We start from the raw sequence: 14822 nt of genomic DNA, 5'->3' as shown, positions 1-14822 counted from the left end.
TGTACAATGTAAAAAGTAAGATGTATTAATGATTTTTAATACTCACTATATATAAAAAAGAACTCCCGGAATTTCCAGGAGTTCTTTTTTATAATGAAAGCAATTTCGCCTTTCAGCTTATCAGCCTTTTTGCCTTATCGCTTTTACACTGTCGTCAGTCTTAGCGTATTCGTTTTTCCTCCCTCATAAGATGGAGTAGCATTGATGTTGATAACAAAATCTCCACTTTCAATATATCCGTAGTTATGGGTTAGCATATTTACCTGGATAATTGTTTCGTCTGTTGACTTGTTCATGTCGTAATAATAAGCGTGAACACCCCAAAGAAGATTCAACATGGTAATGACCCTTTTATTACCACTATACACAATGATATGAGAGTTTGGTCTGTGAGCTGCAAGTTGGAAAGCTGTATATCCTGAATGCGTTAAAGTAACAATTGCAGTAACATTTGTTGTTTTTGCAATTCTAACCGCTGCCAAACATACTCTGTTCGTAATGAACCTTTCATCGATGCAGTTGTAGTCTTTTTCTATAGGTTCATTCTTGTGCTGATAGAAATTAGTCTTTTCTATATTCTGAACGATTTTTGCCATGTTTTCAACTACCTGGATAGGATATCTTCCTACAGAAGTTTCTCCCGAAAGCATTACTGCGTCAGCGCCATCCAATACAGAATTGGCAACGTCATTTACTTCCGCTCTTGTAGGAGTCAAGCTGTTGATCATGGTTTCCATCATCTGGGTAGCAATGATCACCGGTTTGGAATAGAACCTTGCCTTCTCAACCAGGTTTTTCTGAATTGCCGGAACTTCTTCCATAGGAACTTCCACTCCTAAATCTCCACGGGCAACCATTAATCCATCACATTCCAATAAAATTTCTTCGATATTTTTTACCCCTTCAGGTTTTTCTATTTTAGCAATAATTGGTGTTTTGAACTTACCGTTCGGGTGCTTTTTAATAAGTTCCTTTAAGTCGATAATATCCTGCGCATGACGAACAAATGATAAAGCGATCCAGTCTACTTCCATATCAAGCATGAAATTAGCATCCTGAATATCTTTTTCCGTTAAAGCTGGAAGAGAAACATTAGTATTAGGTAAGTTTACTCCTTTCTTAGAACTAAGTGGTCCCCCTTGAATTGTTTTAGCCTTTACAGTATCTATTGCATTGGTTTCAATAACCTCTAAAACTAATTTTCCGTCATCAATTAGGATTCTTTCACCCACATTCACGTCCTGAGGAAACTGCTGGTAAGTCATATACACTTTGGTAGAATCTCCTTCAATCTTTTCATTGGTGAATGTTAAGATGTCTCCAGGATTAAGATATGATCCTTCTTTTACAACTCCCACCCTCAATTTAGGACCCTGTAAGTCTCCTAAAATACTTACAGAATATCCATGTTCCTTATTGAGTTCTCTGATGATATCAATATTGGTTCGAACTAAGTCATAATCTGCATGTGAAAAATTTATTCTAAAAACGTCTACACCTGCTTTCATAAGTCCTAACATGACTTCTTTAGATGATGATGCAGGGCCAAGCGTTGCGATAATTTTTGTCTTCTTTAAATACTTATTCATAATACTGGATAATTTGATAAAGTTCCTCTTCAGAACTTAGTGTATAATCTTGAATTGGAAACACAAGATTTTCAGGGAGCAAAATTACGGAAAAATCAGGGAATTGTTCCGAACTATGCAGAATATATTCTACATCTACCTGATTATTTAATAAAAATTTAATATTCTCTTCGTCTGAGAAGAGTTCGGTTTGTAATTTTTTCTGCTTACTTTCACAGGATTTATTGGAAATGAACGTGAAATAAGTCTTTGTAAACTTGTGATAAGCCTCGAATCTTGAGAAATAATAATCATAATAAGATCCATGAAAGACGAGATCATCTATTCTTGAAAACTTGAGATCGTTAGTTTGATTTATTTTGAAAAAAAATTCATGATCGAATACATTTTTTGCTAATCTTACCAATCCTATGGCAATATCTTCAAATTCTATATCGTCTAGATCATAAAGTTTTTGAATTTCCAAGTATATTTTCTTTTTTATTTAAAATATAAAATGCCCGTTGGGCTGCTTTTTCTTCTGCTTTCTTCTTTGAAGTTTCAGTAGCATTGGCGATCCTTTCATCTCCAAGCCAAACATGGCAGCGAAATACGATCGATTTGTTACCCTGAACTTCTTCACAGGTTTCATATTTTATACTTACTTTTTTCTTCTGGCTCCATTCCAGAAGAAGGCCTTTATAGCTCACAATTTTATTTTCGAGCTTATTAATTTCTGATGGCGTTAAAAGTCTTTCCAAAATGATCTTCTTACAGGTATCATAATGAAAGTCTAAGTAAACAGCACCAATTAATGCTTCGAATAAATTTCCGGAGATATTTTCACCTAAAGCGACAGAATTTTGTTTAACTAAAAGATCCGTCAGCTTTAAATCTTCCCCTAATTTATTAAGATTTTTCCTATTAACAATCTTAGATTTCATTTGTGTGAGATATCCTTCATTAGCTTGAGGATAAGTCTGGAACAAATGACAAGAAATAATTGTACCCAAAACAGAATCTCCCAAAAATTCAAGTCTTTCGTAATTGCTGTCTTGATTTTTAGAAGAATTTTTCAAAGAAAAAGCTTCACGGTAAAGAGCAATATTCTGTATCTCAGAACCCAGCACTTTATTGAGCTCGGTACTAAGAAAATAATCTCTCTCCGTTAATTTTCTTTTTCTTTGCTTGAGAAGGAATTTAGAAAAGTATTTCTGTAACTCCATTCAGTGAATTTAGATTTTCTTAAACAGAACGCAGGCATTGTGCCCACCAAATCCAAAAGTATTGCTCATGGCTACTTTTACATCTTTTTTCACAGCGTCGTTAAATGTAAAATTCAGTCTGCTGTCGATATTCTCATCATCAGTAAAATGATTGATTGTAGGAGGAACAATACCATGAATAATCGTTCCCAAAGCAGCAATAGCCTCAATAACTCCGGCAGCACCAAGAAGGTGTCCTGTCATCGATTTTGTAGAATTGATCTGAATGTCGTAAGCGTGTTCGCCAAGTAATTTTGAAATTGCATTAGATTCTGCAATGTCTCCTAATGGAGTAGATGTACCATGCATATTGATATGATCTACTTCATCAGCAGTTAACCCTGCATCTTCTAAACAACTTTTCATTACCAGGTAAGCTCCTAAACCTTCAGGATGAGGTGCTGTCATATGATGTGCATCAGCACTAAGACCGCCTCCTTTTAATTCTGCGTAAATTGTTGCCCCACGTTTTACCGCATGTTCATATTCTTCAAGGATAATAGTTCCTGCTCCTTCACCTAATACAAAGCCATCTCTGTCTTTGTCAAATGGTCTTGAAGCTGTTTTTGGATCATCATTTCTTGTAGAAAGTGCCATCATAGCATTAAATCCGCCAACTCCACTTGCTGTAACAGCTGCTTCAGATCCTCCACATACGATAACGTCTGCTTTTCCAAGCTGGATCAGCATTTTAGAATCGATTAGTGCATTAGCAGAAGAAGCACAAGCAGATACCGTTGTATAATTAGGCCCATGGAAACCATACTCAATAGAGATATGTCCAGGCGTAATATCCGCGATCATTTTAGGAATAAAGAATGGGTTGAATCTTGGAATATCTGTATTTGCCCATCCTAGAACTTCTGTTTCAAAAGTTTCTAAACCTCCGATCCCGGAACCCCAGATTACACCAACTCTGTTTTTATCAACAGCGTCTTCAATAATTCTGGAATGTTTTACAGCTTCTCTTGCGGCTACAAGTCCTAGTTGAGTATTTCGGTCCATTTTTTTTGCTTCTTTCTTCTCGAAATGTTGCAATGGATCGAAATTCTTTACTTCGCAAGCGAATTTTGTTTTAAAATTTGTGGCATCAAAAAGAGTAATCGGAGCTGCACCGCTCTCACCTTTAACAAGATTTTCCCAGTATTCCTTCGCATTATTTCCAATCGGTGTTATTGCTCCAAAACCGGTTACAACTACTCTTTTTAATTCCATAAATTTTTTTAATTTTCCTTTTGTTGAAGAATATTATTTATTTACTACTTCTTCGATATAAGCGATAGCGTGACCTACAGTAGTAATTTTTTCAGCTTGATCATCAGGGATTTGAATATTAAATTCTTTTTCAAACTCCATGATAAGTTCAACTGTATCCAGTGAATCAGCTCCTAAATCGTTAGTGAAGCTAGCTTCAGGAGTTACTTCTGTTTCTTCAACGTCAAGCTTATCAGCGATGATAGCTTTTACTCTTGATGCAATGTCTGACATAGTAAATTATTTTTTTAATTGTTAGATGCTGCAAATATATAAAATTCTTTACGATAAAACATTTTTTTAGTCTTTTTTGTGGGTAGACTATCCGTATTTTATCAGGATGGGATATAGTGTTTTCGTTTTCAGGTGTTTATAAATTGTATGTGTTGCAGAAGATGAAATTAATCATAAGGTGTGCAGGATGGTTTAGAATTATATTTAAATGTTAACAATAAGATTTCATGCCTGTGTATATATTTTAACTTTTCTTTAGGGCTTTCATACTGGTTTTGTTGAACAATTTAATTAGGTATCAAGCTCACCTCTTCTTATATAATTTGAATGTTTTGGTACTTATTTCTATAACAGCCCGGGCTCATCCCCTTACTTTTTTTAAAAGCCCTATTGTAATAAGGAATGTCATTAAATCCTGATGCAATACAAATTTCTTTTACAGACAGTTTTGTTTTTAATAGCATCTGGCAAGATGATTCGATGCGGAATTCAGTTAAGTAGGTGAAAAAAGATTTTCCGGTCATTCTTTTAAAAAAGATGCAAAAGGATGATTTCTGCATTCCAACATATTGTGAAATCTCTTCAAGAGTAATATTCTTTTGAAAATTACTCAATACATACAGATGTATTTTCTGCAGCTTCTTTTCCTGTTTATTTTCATTGATTGGTCTTCCTACAATTCGCATTTCTTTGCAATAGGAAATCAATTCTAATATTTTAATGAAGGAAGAAATCCGTTCAATATCATTCTGATGGACCATTGAAGTCATTAAAATTTGTAATTTTTGTAAGAGCTCCTCAGTAAAAGAAACTGCATTTTCATTGCTTTGAAGTTCAGAAATTGCCGTGAAAAGTTCGGGGAAAATTTGAGTGCAGTTTTTCAGAAACTCATTTTCAAAAACAATAGTTATATTTTCAATTTTCCCATAACCATCATGAACAGATTGATCAAAAGACCAACAATGCGAGATATTAGGGGGAATTAAGATAATCTCACCTTTTGAAAAATTTTCTATAACATCTCCAATAATTCTGACACCACTTCCGGTTATAATGTAAGATAGTTCCCAGGTTTGTTGCTGATGAAGCGGAACCTGTTGACTCCATTGGATGTGAACATGGTCAAAATGAAAACTTTTTGTTTGAGTATTTGGATAATATTTTAAATTTTGTTTCATTTTAATAGAAGGGAAATCAATTTTACAAATATAAGACAATGATTAAAAAATATAGAACAAGTGTTTTATGCTGGGATCGTATATTTTTGTATCAAATTTTTAATCCAGATATGAACTCAACCTTATCTATTTCCTCTTCTAAACCTCATTATGAAATCCTTGATGGATTACGTGGAGTTGCCGCTATTATGGTCGTGTTTTTTCATGTTTTTGAAGTTTTTTCAAATGGTGATCATACCAAGCAGATCATCAATCATGGATATTTAGCGGTCGATTTTTTCTTTATGCTATCAGGTTATGTGATCAGCTATGCCTATGATAGCCGATGGAACCAGATGACATTGAAAGACTTTTTTATAAGGCGTCTAATAAGACTACAACCGATGATCATTATTGGTTCGCTGGTAGGAGCTGCTTTGTTTTATTTCCAACAGACGGAAGGTTTAGGCTGGGCCGGGATTTCGACCACTCCTGTATGGAAGCTACTATTGGTGATGTTTATAGGAATGACAGTGATCCCGGTTGGAAAAGGGCTTGATGTCAGAGGTTGGAATGAAATGCATCCATTAAACGGTCCGGCGTGGTCATTATTTTATGAATACATAGCCAATATTTTCTACGCTTTAATTTTGCGGAAGGTTTCGAAATTGGTATTGGGGATTTTAGTTCTAGTTTCTGCACTATTTACGATCTATTATGCATTTACCAATCCGAATGGTGATATGATCGGAGGGTGGTCTATTGATGATGTTAACCAATTGAGAATTGGTTTTACGAGGCTGGCTTTTCCATTTTTGGCGGGGATATTTTTGGCAAGGGTTTTTCAGCTGAAATCGATGAAAAATGCTTTTGTTGTGACGGGTATTTTACTAATTATGATATTGGCAATTCCTCGATTGGGTGGGAATGAAGCCCATTGGCAGAATGCTTTATACGAATGTTTTGCACTAATGGTTTTGTTTCCGGCAGTTATTTTACTGGGAGCAGGTGGGAAGATTGTAAATGAAAAAACAAATCAGTTTTGTAAGTGGTTAGGTGATATTTCTTACCCTCTTTACATTACCCATTTTCCATTGGCATATACTTATTATGCATGGGTCGCAAATGGTAAATATACTTTGGAAGACTCTCAGTCCTGGATTTTTGGTTTGCTGACTGTAGTCGTTTCCATTATCATGGCATATCTTTATATGAGGCTCTATGATATACCTGTAAGAAAATGGCTGGTGAAAAGATTTCAATAAGTACGATATTATTATAAAATAAAAAGGTTGTTTTCAAGTGAAAACAACCTTTTTTATCAATAAATGGATTCAGTTTCTTTATTCTTTAACCCATTTAACAGTTTTCTCCATTTTTTTAGTTTTAATCTTGATCACATAATCTCCAGTCGTTAAGTGAGCGAGGTTGAAAGTACCAACTTTACCAGCATCTAATGTGTTGTTCAGTTTACTGAATGCTAGTCTTCCGCTTCCATCATAGACCATGATGTCATAGTTTTCACTAGAGTTTGTGAATTTAATATTCAGAAGTCCCTTACTTGGATTAGGATAAAGAACGAATACGTCTTTATTTCCCGCTACTTCATTGGTAGCCAGTACCTGTGTAATTGTAAAATTTACCGGGTTAAGATTATAAAATACATTACCTTGTCCCGCCACCATAATTCTGGCTTGGGTTGTATTTACATTAGGGATTGTAATGGTCTCTGATCCATCATTTGGAGTAGAAGCAATAATAGTAGTAGGATATGTAAGGCCTCCATCTGTAGAAAGCAAGATACTTACATTAGCACAACTTACCGGAGCAGCAGTAGTGTTCGCTACATTCCACGTAATGGTTTGAGAAGAGTTGCCTGCCCAACTAACCGCTGTAGCAGGTGCTGTAACAGTGAATGGTCCTGAATTTCCATCGACTGTAATCGATGCGTCATCATTAGCAACTCCAGCACAACCTGCGTTGTTGTCTCTTACCGTCAGTCTGAACTCCATATTTCTTCCATAAGAAGGCAATAATTCTCCCTTAGTTGTTGTATTATTAATTACATCAGTAAGTTTTGGAAAATATCTGTAAGGAACAGTTACAGGTACAAATGATCTGAATATAGCGGCATTTCCTGTTGGAACATTCCAATTCCCAGCTGGGCCTACATCATTTTGTTCCCATGAATAGGTAAGTGCATTATTTTGCGCATCGGTTGCAGAACCTGTTAATTTAAAAGGCGTTCCCTTAGGGATGGTATAGTCACTTCCTGCGTTAACAACAGGAGCGGTATTTGCAACCGGAGTTGTCACTTGACATGTTTTTGCCTGAACCGTTGAAGTAATAGACTGAAATGATCGGGTATGAAAAGTAGGAATACTGTTAGGAGCAAGATTGTTGGTCGCACCACAAATTCCCGCGTACGCCATGATGGTAACTCCACTTCCTGGTTCTACAGCATTGGAAGCACTACGGTTACCTCCTCCACAGTTTAATGTTGTTGCATTAAATGTATGTGGGCCTCCAAATTGGTGTCCTACTTCATGAGCAACATAATCTATATCATAAGGGTCTCCAACTGGATTAGGTGAACCGGTAATTCCACTTCCTTTTTGGCCATTAGTGCAAATAACTCCTAATCCGGCTAATCCACCACCTCCGGTACTGAAGGTATGACCTATATCGTAATTGGCACTTCCTATAAGTGCATCAATCTGAGCCTGGCTCTCATCAATTAGGGTGTAGGCATCGTCATTACCATTAAAAGGATCTGTAGCAGGGTCTGTAAAGATAACATTTGTTTCAGTTGCAACTAATATCAGTCGTACTGCTACTTCTTGTTCGTATACACCATTTACCCTGTTTACAGAAGTTACAATCGCTGAAAGGGTTTGGGCAACAGTAGGGGTGGCTAAACCTGTTGCTGCTTTTGCGTACTCACCGGTGCAGGCTACCGCAAATCTGAAAATTCTAATTTGAGTACCTACGCTTGGAGTGACGCTTTTTTGTACATTTTTTTTTTCGGGTGCAATCTCTTCGTCTTTGGTTCCACAAGTTCTTGGGGTTCTATCGATTAGATCACTTTTCTTGTAAATAATATAACTGTCGATATTATTTTTTGCATACGGATCGATATAGGTATCACCATTTACTACCGATTTTATCTGAGCATGAAACCCTAATTCAGTAAAATCTAATTTTATTGTAGCGTACTGATCATCAACGCCCTGACCTGTGAAAGTAACCAGTTGAGGAAACTTCTGAGCTAATTCAGGAGCCATTACTGAAGATTTCCATATCTTGAATTTAGCTTTTGTCCCGTCAGGCATTGGTAGGACAATGATAGGGGCTTTGTCTTTAAGCTCGTTATCTCTAAGTTCCGGAACGGACTTAAAGTAGCTTTTCATTGCAGCCACGTCTAATGAATACGTTTGAAACTTCTCAGGCTGTACTGTTCTGTTCTTAGGATCTGCCTTAATGGATCTTTCACTTATTGTGGTGAAAAAATCCTGGGCTTTTCCCAGGGATATGGATAAAATAAATATCCCTAAATAAAGTAATTGTTTCATTTTCATAATTTATAGTAGTTTAATTTAATGTTATTGTGTAAAAGCGAAAAATCCTAGCTTAAAAATGGATATCAGATTTAATTTTTGGCGATTATAAAATTAATTAAACTTATGTAATTGACATAACAAAAAATCAATTATTGTGGTTTTTTTTTATAAATAAATTGGTCTATTGAGCTGGTTTGAAGTGGAATTGTTAATGATATTCAGTGTTTTGAAGACATTTGCTTTAACTGCATTTCTTTGTTGGAATCCTATTTTGTCCAGTAAAAACAAAAGAATATTTCTTTTTTATGTGAATTGTTACACTTGTATGATCTATTAGAATAGGATGTTAGAAGTGGTAGGTAGATCAAATAAATCATCAAAATATTCTATTAAAAGTCATCAATACTCTCTGTCAAGGTTGATTTTTACCGGGTCTACTTTTAGTCTACCGAGCGCCTACTCTGTGCTAAACCGCACTCATCCCCCAAAAGCCTACGTTCCTGTACTTTATCTTTTTTCTTAAAATTAGTTTTCGTTGCTTTGTTTCAAGCTAACGTTTTGGAAAAGAAAGTACACATATCTCTTTATTGCAAATGCCAACTTATTGGTTGGTCACTAGCATCGCTGTATTGGTCTTTTAACGGCTGGTATAAAGATGGGTTCAGGTTGGATTTGGCAGTAATTCAATTTGTACTGGATGTGGCGATGTATATATTAATCACTCACCTCTACCGCAATTTTTCAATAAGAAATCATTGGCAAGATCTTCCGCTTGATAAATTACTATGGCGGATGTTGATTGCTGTTCCAGTGATGGGTATTTTTTATGCATTGGTCACCATTGGTAAACTCTATCTTGTTCGGCTGTGGTTTATGGGAGATGTAGCACAAACCTTTGTCGATTTCTTTAATTTAAATGCGGTAAGTATCTTGGTAGCAGGTTTTAGATTGATGGCGATATGGCTTTTGGCTTACCATCTTTATCATTATGCGAAAAGAGAGATGCGTTTATCAGTAGAAAACGCAAGGCTCGAACTTAGCTTTAAGCAGTCACAGCTTGATAATCTTTCGGCCCAGCTAAACCCTCATTTTTTGTTTAACACACTCAATACCATAAAATCATTAGTTTATATAAATCCCGATGCCGCAGGTAGGGCGGTCGATTTGTTAAGTGAGCTTTTAAGGAGTGGGCTTTATAAGGGCAGTTCCATGCTCATCAGGTTAAATGAGGAGATTGCACTGGTAAAGGATTATCTCGAACTGGAAAGTTTAAGAATGCAAGAAAGACTAGAGTACCAGCTTGATATTGATGTTTCCTTATCAGAGTTGATGGTGCCCAGGTTATGCATCCAAACATTGGTTGAAAATGCGGTAAAACATGGTGTTGCATTAGAAAAATATGGTGGTAGGATTGATCTTATCATTGTTGAAAGGGAAGGTTTTTTAATTATCACGGTATTAAATCCGGGTAAGTTGGAAGAGAATGAAATTATTGAAGGTATAGGGTTACGAAATTTGAAGGAACGGCTTGATCTTAGTTATCAACAGCTGGCTACTTTTAGATTATCCGAGACGCAGCAAATAGTTTGTGCCGAAATTAAAATCCCGATCATATGAAAACAATAAGAGTAATAATTATTGATGATGAACGTGGAGCAAGGCAGGAACTGATAAGGATGCTAAAAGACTATCCGCAGGTAGTGATATTGGGTGAAGCGGCCAATGCAGATGAAGCAGAAAAGCTTATCGTGTTGTTAAAACCTGATCTGATTTTTTTAGATATCCAAATGCCTGGTCGTTCTGGCTTTGATCTGTTAGAAACGTTAAACCATCTTCCTGAAGTGATCTTTGTGACCGCTTTCGACAGTTTTGCCGTAAGGGCTTTTGAGGTGAGTGCTATGGATTACCTGATGAAACCCGTACGGAAGGAACGTTTTAAAAATGCAATGGATAAGGCTATTGAAAGGATCACTGGAAATGATGAGCCTTATGTTTTTGTAAAAGATAGAGACAGACACCATCTCATTAAATGGAAAGATGTACACCTGATCGAATCGGTTGAAAACTATGCCAGGCTCTTTTTCGGAAAAGAACAGGTATTGCTTAAAACATCTTTGAATAAACTGGAAGATAATCCTGATTGTCAGAGGTTTTTTAGGGCAAGCAGGAGTATTTTGTTTAATATCGATTACATCAGTCTTGTAAAAAAGGATATTGAAGGTACACTGGTAGTACTTAAAACAGGAGAACAGATCAGGATATCAGAACGCCAGGCTATAAAATTTAGGAACCTCATTAAAACATAATCTACTAAACTTTTCAATAATGAAAATAAACTTAACAAAATTGAGTATGGCTTTGCTATGCCTGATAATTAGCATCGAAATCTTTGCACAACAAAAATTCTCTTTGCCAGATAACGATCATTACATCATTAACGATAGTGTCATGATTAAAACCAAATATGGCATCACCTTATCTGCTGTGGTGGTCAGGAAAAAAGGCGTAAAAGAAAAGCTGCCTGCTGCTCTTTTCTATTTTATTTATTCCAATAAAAACAGGAGCCTGATGGAAGCGAAATATGCTGCCGATCATGGCTACATAGGCATTGTGGCCGATACGAGAGGTAAACGCCTGAGTCCGGGGCCAATTGAACCTTACGAACATGAAACACAGGATGTGAATGCAGTTATTGATTGGATTGCAGACCAATCTTGGAGTGACGGAAGGGTGGGGATGTACGGCGGAAGCTATTCTGGTTTTGCACAATGGGCTGCAACCAAATACCTGCATCCGGCGCTTAAAACAATTGTACCCTACGTAGCTGCAATTCCAGGACTAGGAGTGCCGATGGAAAATAATGTGTTTATATTGGCTAACTATCAATGGGCATTCTACATCACCAATAATAAATATACGGATGATTCCGTGAACAACGATAGTGCCCGGTGGCGTAGGATGCGGAACAACTGGTGGGAAAGTGGCTTGGCTTACAACAAGGTAGATAGTATTGATGGCACTCCCAACCCCTGGTTTCAGAAATGGCTCTCCCATCCCGATTATGATGCTTACTGGCAGTCGATGGTACCTTATAAAGAGGATTTTAAGCATATTAATATTCCTGTACTCAGTATCACGGGTTATTATGATGATGGGCAGGTTTCTGCACTCGAATACCTCAGGGAGCATTACAAATACAATCCCTCTGCCCAACATTATTTGATTATAGGCCCTTACGATCATTTTGGAGCACAAAAAGGGGGAGTGGCAGAATTGAGGGGGTATCAGGTAGATTCGGGTGCGTTGATCAATACCCGTGAAATTACCTTTCAGTGGTTTGATTATATCCTTAAGGGAGGAAAGAAGCCTGCCTTATTAGAAGATAAGATCAATTTTCAGGTAATGGGCGCAAATAAATGGAAGCATGTTTCTTCATTGGAAAAAATGGAAGACCAACATATCCGCTTTTATTTAGATAGTGTTTCTGGTAAAAAGTTGCTTTCTGAGAAAAAGCCAGTTAAAGAGGTTTTTATGCATCAAAGGGTTAACCTTGCAGATAGGACTTCATTTTATAACGATTACTATCCAGACCCTATCATTAAAAAAGAGCTTGATACCATTAATGGACTTTTCTTTGTTACTAAACCATTTAACCAGTCAGTTTCGGTTTCTGGTGCATTGAAGGGAGAGCTTAAGGCAATAATCAATAAAAAAGATATGGATATAGGCCTTAGCTTATACGAAATTACTCCTTCGGGAGAATATTTTCAGCTTTCCTATTTTCTGGGAAGAGCAAGTTATGCACAGGATATGAGCAAACGGAAATTGCTGGTGGCAGGAGAATTAGAAACTATTCCATTTTATAGGTCGAGAGTTTTCAGCAGACAGCTTCAAAAAGGAAGTAGGTTACTTTTGATGCTTAATATTGATAAAAACCCTTTTGCACAGATCAATTATGGCACTGGTAAAGATGTGAGTAAAGAAACAGTGAAAGACGCTGGTGTTCCTCTCGATATTCAATGGTCTACAGGCAGTTATATTGATCTTGGCGTGTCGGATTCAAAGTCGTTGTTTTAAAATGACATACAAATTATCTGTTTTTTACATCAAGGTATCGAAAATGGTCTTTCATCTGAATACTGATCATATTTTGCCATTCAAAAATAGACTAACTTAAATATGTGAAGTTTCTTAGGTTCTTCTTTATAACTATAGCTGAAAAAGTAAATTGATGTTGACAACAGAGGATTTACCCAAACGGTAAACTTACAATAAGTAGCAATACTACTTTAATATTTGTGTCTTGAAATAAAAAGCCCTGTAAAATATTTTTTTACAGGGCTTTTGTGGAGTTGGAGGGATTCGAACCCTCGTCCAAACAAGCAATACATAAACTTTCTACATGCTTATTCTACTATTGGTTTTCGACTGGAGGCAGAGAGCAGACACCCAACATCCAGCTTATCTTCTGAGGTTTTCGAGTTTTAGTCAAAGTATCTAAAACCTTATTTTTGCATTCCTATATCTCAGGATCAAACGCCGCAAAACAGAGCATTTGTGAGACATCTTGCTTCCTTACTAAAATCTTCGGGAAAGCGCTTGAATCTACTAAACTTCGATATTAAGCTGCAAGAGCGAACTCTTCGTTGCCAGTTAAAATTTTGTAGCAAGGGATTAAAGAGATCGCGCTACGGTTCTCTGCATGCTTACTTACCCATTGATCTTGCTGTCGAAACCAGTCAACCCCATGAATAAAGTGAGTGCAAATGTACTGTTTTTTGTTTAAATACAGTTAATCTTAAATTCCATTTTCGATAATTATAGATGTTGGAGCCTTTATATAAGAAATGCCAGAACATATTTTCTGGCATTTTCAATTGAATTTTTAATAATATATTATTTAATATTGCTCAAATGCAAGAACATACATCTCATTATCTATTCCTGCGCCATTACCATAATTATTAAAGCCATAGAAGTTACCGGCTAATAAATCGTTGCTTCCGGGGATTACCCCAGTTCCTGTTGAAATCTGATATTGATATCCCCATGAATTATTCCAGACCCCATTGGAAAGGCTTCGGGACCAGGTGTCCCAATTTGTTGTAGTAAAAGTAACTGACTGCTTTCCACCACTGTTGGTATTTCCAAACCATAACTCATTGGCATAATAGGTAATACTGGCAGTAGGTGCAGATAATAATCTTACTTCAAGATAAGTGGATCCAGAGGTTGTTGCGAATCTAAATTCCATATTCATGGAAGGAACTTTAAGCGTTGGTTTATTATAGCCATTAGTATCAAGATTCCGGCCTCTGTATTTTATTTTGGTTAATACACTGCCCTCTGTCTCTGAAACAGTACTTAACTCTCCCCACTTTGTTCCATCATTCAGATACAATCCTGGGGATAAACCATTTACTGATGTGGTGTTGTAAACTACCATTCCTTCGACATGAGCGGTAAGTGGTGCGGGCAGTGAGGTAGCGGTTAACGCAACCCGAGGAGGCAAAAGTCCTTTGTTTGACGAATTTATATCCAATACGGCATCGTTATTTGGGGTTGTTGTATTAATGCCTACTTGTCCAAGAATGACTGCAGGAGAAGATAGAACGAGGGCTAAAGATATAGCTCTCGTGTAAAGATAATTTTTCATGTGTTTTGTTGTTTAAAATTATGTTTTCAGAATCGTATATCACAAAGTTATGAATAATGTATGTAATGGAAAAGAGATGTTATTTTAAATTAAAAAGAAATATCTTTTGTGTATTAAGAAAAAAATAT

Annotated in this window: 12 protein-coding genes and 1 other RNA gene; 4 read left to right on the top strand and 9 right to left on the bottom strand. The window is 36.4% G+C overall.

The genetic code is table 11. The annotated features are described in order from the left end of the window. Positions 1-143: 143 nt before the first annotated feature. The 6 genes from pyk to CEY12_RS11825 all read right to left on the bottom strand — a co-directional run bounded on the left by pyk (position 144) and on the right by CEY12_RS11825 (position 5499). The gene (pyk, locus tag CEY12_RS11850) at positions 144-1589 is read right to left on the bottom strand and encodes a pyruvate kinase (RefSeq protein ID WP_089027892.1); all 1446 of its coding nucleotides are present in this window, start codon (positions 1587-1589) and stop codon (positions 144-146) included. Further along, entirely contained in the window at positions 1582-2055 is a 474-nt protein-coding gene (locus tag CEY12_RS11845) for an IPExxxVDY family protein (RefSeq protein WP_089027891.1), read from the bottom strand. Before CEY12_RS11845 ends, pyk begins: the two co-directional genes overlap by 8 nt. After that, positions 2033-2794 carry a ribonuclease III gene (gene rnc / locus CEY12_RS11840; protein WP_089027890.1) on the bottom strand — a complete coding sequence of 254 codons (762 nt, stop codon included), beginning with the start codon at positions 2792-2794 and terminating at the stop codon, positions 2033-2035. Before rnc ends, CEY12_RS11845 begins: the two co-directional genes overlap by 23 nt. 9 nt (positions 2795-2803) lie before the next feature. Then, on the bottom strand, positions 2804-4048 hold the full coding sequence (fabF, locus tag CEY12_RS11835; RefSeq protein ID WP_089027889.1) for a beta-ketoacyl-ACP synthase II: 1245 nt from the start codon (positions 4046-4048) through the stop codon (positions 2804-2806). A 33-nt stretch (positions 4049-4081) separates the two neighbouring features. After that, positions 4082-4321, bottom strand: coding sequence for an acyl carrier protein (locus CEY12_RS11830; protein ID WP_002976354.1), 240 nt, complete (start codon positions 4319-4321; stop codon positions 4082-4084). Positions 4322-4635: 314 nt separating this feature from the next. After that, on the bottom strand, positions 4636-5499 hold the full coding sequence (locus CEY12_RS11825; RefSeq protein WP_089027888.1) for an AraC family transcriptional regulator: 864 nt from the start codon (positions 5497-5499) through the stop codon (positions 4636-4638). Positions 5500-5609: 110 nt separating this feature from the next. On the opposite strand from CEY12_RS11825, the gene CEY12_RS11820 reads away from it, so the two are divergent. Then, the gene (locus CEY12_RS11820) at positions 5610-6743 is read left to right on the top strand and encodes an acyltransferase family protein (protein WP_089027887.1); all 1134 of its coding nucleotides are present in this window, start codon (positions 5610-5612) and stop codon (positions 6741-6743) included. 78 nt (positions 6744-6821) lie between these two features. Here CEY12_RS11820 and CEY12_RS11815 read toward each other — a convergent pair whose 3' ends face one another. After that, positions 6822-9050, bottom strand: coding sequence for a reprolysin-like metallopeptidase (locus CEY12_RS11815; protein ID WP_172821033.1), 2229 nt, complete (start codon positions 9048-9050; stop codon positions 6822-6824). Between the two features lie 546 nt (positions 9051-9596). On the opposite strand from CEY12_RS11815, the gene CEY12_RS11810 reads away from it, so the two are divergent. From CEY12_RS11810 to CEY12_RS11800, 3 genes are read left to right on the top strand one after another with little or no spacing between them, the layout of a single operon-like run. Continuing rightward, positions 9597-10655, top strand: coding sequence for a sensor histidine kinase (locus CEY12_RS11810; protein ID WP_157676813.1), 1059 nt, complete (start codon positions 9597-9599; stop codon positions 10653-10655). Beyond that, on the top strand, positions 10652-11344 hold the full coding sequence (locus CEY12_RS11805; protein WP_089027884.1) for a LytR/AlgR family response regulator transcription factor: 693 nt from the start codon (positions 10652-10654) through the stop codon (positions 11342-11344). Before CEY12_RS11810 ends, CEY12_RS11805 begins: the two co-directional genes overlap by 4 nt. Positions 11345-11363: 19 nt before the next feature. Continuing rightward, a complete protein-coding gene (locus tag CEY12_RS11800; protein WP_089027883.1) occupies positions 11364-13115 on the top strand; it encodes a CocE/NonD family hydrolase in 1752 nt (583 codons plus the stop codon). A 267-nt stretch (positions 13116-13382) separates the two neighbouring features. Here the strand turns inward: CEY12_RS11800 and ssrA are convergent. Both ssrA and CEY12_RS11790 read right to left on the bottom strand, forming a co-directional pair. Continuing rightward, positions 13383-13785, bottom strand: a transfer-messenger RNA (tmRNA) gene (ssrA, locus tag CEY12_RS11795). A gap of 153 nt (positions 13786-13938) precedes the next feature. Next, positions 13939-14694, bottom strand: coding sequence for a hypothetical protein (locus tag CEY12_RS11790; RefSeq protein WP_089027882.1), 756 nt, complete (start codon positions 14692-14694; stop codon positions 13939-13941). Positions 14695-14822: the final 128 nt, after the last annotated feature.

It is taken from the genome of Chryseobacterium sp. T16E-39 (assembly GCF_002216065.1).
GTDB lineage: Bacteria > Bacteroidota > Bacteroidia > Flavobacteriales > Weeksellaceae > Chryseobacterium.
The sequence above is the reverse complement of the archived record's forward strand: the minus strand, read 5'-3'. Positions and strand labels throughout refer to the sequence as shown.

Bases quoted from the DNA above. Each gene is read 5' to 3' on its own strand.
- CEY12_RS11790 (WP_089027882.1), bottom strand. From the start codon at position 14,694: ATGAAAAATTATCTTTACACGAGAGCTATATCTTTAGCCCTCGTTCTA.
- pyk (WP_089027892.1), bottom strand. From the start codon at position 1,589: ATGAATAAGTATTTAAAGAAGACAAAAATTATCGCAACGCTTGGCCCT.
- CEY12_RS11805 (WP_089027884.1), top strand. From the start codon at position 10,652: ATGAAAACAATAAGAGTAATAATTATTGATGATGAACGTGGAGCAAGG.
- CEY12_RS11815 (WP_172821033.1), bottom strand. From the start codon at position 9,050: ATGAAACAATTACTTTATTTAGGGATATTTATTTTATCCATATCCCTG.
- CEY12_RS11800 (WP_089027883.1), top strand. From the start codon at position 11,364: ATGAAAATAAACTTAACAAAATTGAGTATGGCTTTGCTATGCCTGATA.
- fabF (WP_089027889.1), bottom strand. From the start codon at position 4,048: ATGGAATTAAAAAGAGTAGTTGTAACCGGTTTTGGAGCAATAACACCG.
- rnc (WP_089027890.1), bottom strand. From the start codon at position 2,794: ATGGAGTTACAGAAATACTTTTCTAAATTCCTTCTCAAGCAAAGAAAA.
- CEY12_RS11830 (WP_002976354.1), bottom strand. From the start codon at position 4,321: ATGTCAGACATTGCATCAAGAGTAAAAGCTATCATCGCTGATAAGCTT.
- CEY12_RS11820 (WP_089027887.1), top strand. From the start codon at position 5,610: ATGAACTCAACCTTATCTATTTCCTCTTCTAAACCTCATTATGAAATC.
- CEY12_RS11825 (WP_089027888.1), bottom strand. From the start codon at position 5,499: ATGAAACAAAATTTAAAATATTATCCAAATACTCAAACAAAAAGTTTT.